Source organism: Terrisporobacter muris (assembly GCF_024621905.1).
Taxonomy (GTDB): Bacteria; Bacillota; Clostridia; order Peptostreptococcales; family Peptostreptococcaceae; genus Terrisporobacter; species Terrisporobacter muris.
In genome coordinates, this window is record NZ_JANKBY010000363.1 from 1 (window position 1) to 3,252 (window position 3,252).

The window sequence follows — 3,252 nt, forward strand, 5'->3', positions numbered from 1 at the left end:
TCTAAGTATTTTTCATAAGATTTTGATAAAAATTTATAAAAATCAGCTGATAGCCCTTTTTCTAAACTTTCCAACTCATTAATCATTTTGTTAGTATCACTGTAGTAGTTGTAGCAAGTCTTATCATGATAAAATACTTTATAAATAGGATCTAACTTATGTAGTTTAAAATAATCTTTATAGTTTTTTCCCACATCATTAAATATATCAGTATAAATTTTAGGAGTCATTACAACTGAAGCAGTTAAATCAAACTTAAATTGACTATTTTCAATTATATTAATTTTTCCTCCTAATTTTTCGTTTTTTTCTAATAAAGTTACAGTGTAACCTTTACTTAATAATCTTATTCCACTGCATAACCCTCCTACTCCTCCACCAATAATAATTGTTTTTTTATCCATAAATTATCCCTTCTCAGCATATTATTTATTCTTATTAAAGTTTACTTTGCAATATTATATTTATATTATGTCTTTATAATTAATTAAAATTCGCACCTTTAAGTTAATTTATGGGTAGTCTATTTTGTGTGGTTAAAGTTAAAAAACATCAATAAAAAACTGATACATATTATGTATCAGTTTTTACAGATATTAAATATTATATTTTGAAGTTATATCTTTTATTTCATCTTCATTAGATGCATAATATGTGTAGAAATCCATATCTGCATTTGCAACTTTTTCACCAATTTCAAATAACATTTTTGGTATATCATCTGCTTTGAAATCACCTAAAGATTTACCAAGTCTTGTTTTTGTATATTCAAAATCACCATCTATAAATATTTCAAAAGCATCACACATTTCACCATCTACTTTTTTCTTTTTACCTGTAAGACCTATGGCACCTATTTGATGCACACCACATGAGTTCATACATCCTGAAATATAAATTCTTGGCATAGCGTTAAGAATAGTGTAATCACCATCGCAATTTGATTTAAAGTAGTCAATAATTTCATGTAGCATCTTTTGGCTATTTTGAATTCCCATTTGACATCTTGGCACACCAATACAAGAAATACTTTTCTCTATACTAGTACATCCACTAAAATTTTTACTAACTTCAAGTAAGTTTTCTGCTTCTTTTCCATCAAGATTTATAATAAATATACCCTCTGTCATGGCAAGTCTAATAGATGCATGTTTGCAATTATCTAGCGTATTTAATAATTTATTTAAATCATCAAGCTTTAATTGACCTCCTATTGGATGAATATAAACACTATAGTATCCTTCTTGTTTTTGTGGGAATAATCTACAATCTTTAATATCTGTTTTTACTCCACCATCATTAGGATAATCTACATTTTCTAGTTGAATATCAAGGTTATTATTTTCCTTTTCCTTGGCCACATATTCTTTGAATTTTTTAATAAATTCTTCTTCTCCCAGTCTATAAACCATATATCTAACTCTTGCTTTATGTTTGTTTGAATAATCTCCCTCATCCATAAATAGCTTAGTTAAACCTTCCACATAATACAGTACATCCTTTGGCTCGATTAACTCATCTAATTCTAGACCAACTGCAGGGTTTTTACCAAGACCTCCGCCAACAAAAACTTTGAAGTAAGGCTTATCTTCTTTCATTACAGCTAAAAATCCTAAATCTTGTACTGTAGTGTGAGCTGCATCCATTGGACAAGAAGAATAAGAAACTTTAAGTTTTCTAGGTAAATGATAAGTAGTAATTTTACTCATAAAATGTTTATCAGTTGCTACTGCATAAGGTGTAACATCGAAGGCCTCGTCTGTATCTACACCAGAAAGTGGTGATAATCCAACATTTCTTGGAAAGTTGCCCCCACCTCCACGTGTAAATATATTGTTTTTAATACCTTCTTCCATTATGTCACAAATTCCGTCCACATCTAAGTCATGTAGTTGTACTGCTTGTCTTGTGGTAAAGTGTATTCCATCTAAATTATATTTTTTAGCAAACTCATATACCTTATGTAATTGAGGCACAGTTACTACACCACTGGAAAATCTGAGTCTTATCATAAATGATTTTTGATCTCTTTGGGCATAAACCCCATATCCTCCTGATATTCCTTTATAATCCATCTTAGATAAATCACCATTTAAAAGCTTTAAACATTGCTCTTTAAAGTTTGGTATTTCACTAAGAAATAATTCTTTAGTTTTTTCTAGATTATGCATAATCATCACCTCTTTAAAAATATATTCTTATATATTGTTTACAAAAGTAATAAATCTATTTATCTTCTATTGTATCTACTTTATTTTCTTCGTAACTAATCCAATCACTAAAGCTTCCTGCGTATAATTTATGATCAATATTAGCTTCAGTAAGTGCTAAACTTACAGGACTGGCAGTTATACCTGAACCACAGTAAATAATTACTTCATCATAGTTGTTTAACTTATTAAAATATTCTTTTAAGTCTTCTTCTTTTTTCATAGTTAATCTGTCATCTTGCTTATCTAAAATATTCATCCAGAAATAATTTAGTGCACTTGGAATATGACCAGCCTTTTTATCTACTGGTTCAAATTCACCATTGTATCTACCATTTTCTCTACAGTCTACTATAACAACATTGTCTTTATGTAATCTTTCTCTTACATACTCCATGTCAACTCTAATATTTTCATTTACATTTAGTTCAAAGTTACCTTTTTTAACTGAAGTAGATTCACTAGTTGTTTTTCCACCAATTTCTTCAAAGGCTTTTATACCGCCATTTAACACATAAACTTCATTATGTCCTAAATATTTTAGTATCCACCAAAGTCTTGCAGGACCTGCTAAGTCACCTTCATCATAAGCTACGACTACAGAGTCATTATTTATTCCTATATTTTCAAAAGTAGTTTTTAATTCTTCTGCAGAAGGAAGTGGATGTCTACCACCATGTTCTTTTACAGGGGCAGATAATTCAGTTTCTATATCTACTCTTACAGCTCCCTGAATATGAGATTCCTCATAACTTCTTTTTCCATATTCTTTGTCCATTAGTGAAAATCTACAATCTACTATAACTAATTTATCATTATTTAAATTTTCTTTTAGCCACTTGGCATTTACCATATTTGACATTTTACTCTCTCCTAAAATATATTTCTTTAATAATTTTTAATTATTAAACATTATACTACAAGATAACGTTTTATTACAATATTAGCAAAATTACCACTGTTTCAACTTAAGTAATTATAACCATTATATAAATAATAAGAGACTACTTAAATAGTAGCCTCTTATTTATTTTAATATTCA

The 3,252-nt window shown here is 28.6% G+C and carries 3 protein-coding genes; all 3 read right to left on the reverse strand.

All coding sequences use genetic code 11. The features are described from left to right. Window positions 1–404, reverse strand: a 404-nt coding sequence (locus NSA58_RS17805; protein ID WP_257560764.1) for an NAD(P)-binding protein, incomplete at its 3' end; no start/stop codon positions are given. Window positions 405–596: 192 nt separating this feature from the next. Further along, the gene (locus NSA58_RS17810) at window positions 597–2,171 is read right to left on the reverse strand and encodes a nitrite/sulfite reductase (protein WP_074429921.1); all 1,575 of its coding nucleotides are present in this window, start codon (window positions 2,169–2,171) and stop codon (window positions 597–599) included. 55 nt (window positions 2,172–2,226) lie between these two features. Then, the gene (locus NSA58_RS17815; RefSeq protein ID WP_039678090.1) at window positions 2,227–3,072 is read right to left on the reverse strand and encodes a sulfurtransferase; all 846 of its coding nucleotides are present in this window, start codon (window positions 3,070–3,072) and stop codon (window positions 2,227–2,229) included. Window positions 3,073–3,252 lie beyond the last annotated feature (180 nt).